The organism is Micromonospora sp. ATLC16 (genome assembly GCF_057196645.1).
This window is the reverse complement of record NZ_JBXUOW010000223.1, coordinates 1-212: the sequence shown is the minus strand read 5'-3', so window position 1 is coordinate 212 and position 212 is coordinate 1. Positions and strand designations below refer to the sequence as shown.

At 72.2% G+C, this 212-nt stretch carries 1 protein-coding gene; it reads right to left on the bottom strand.

The features are described 5' to 3' along the window. Positions 1 to 212 (bottom strand): transposase family protein (locus AC2CHE_RS27100; RefSeq protein WP_484507645.1); only part of this gene is annotated, 212 nt, incomplete at both ends.

The window sequence follows — 212 nt, the reverse complement described above, 5'->3', positions numbered from 1 at the left end:
GACGGTGGACAGCAGCCCGTCGTCCAGGCGAGTCAGCAGCCGCCACACCGTCGTGCCCACCGGCACCCCATGATCGAACCCGAGCCGGTCGCGGGCCTGCTCGTCTAGATCGTGCAGCCAGTCGGTGATCGCGGCGAACGACGATGCCCCCGCCAGGACCGCGCAGACCGCGACCGCGAGCAGGCCCGACAGCGGATACCGCACCCCACGCG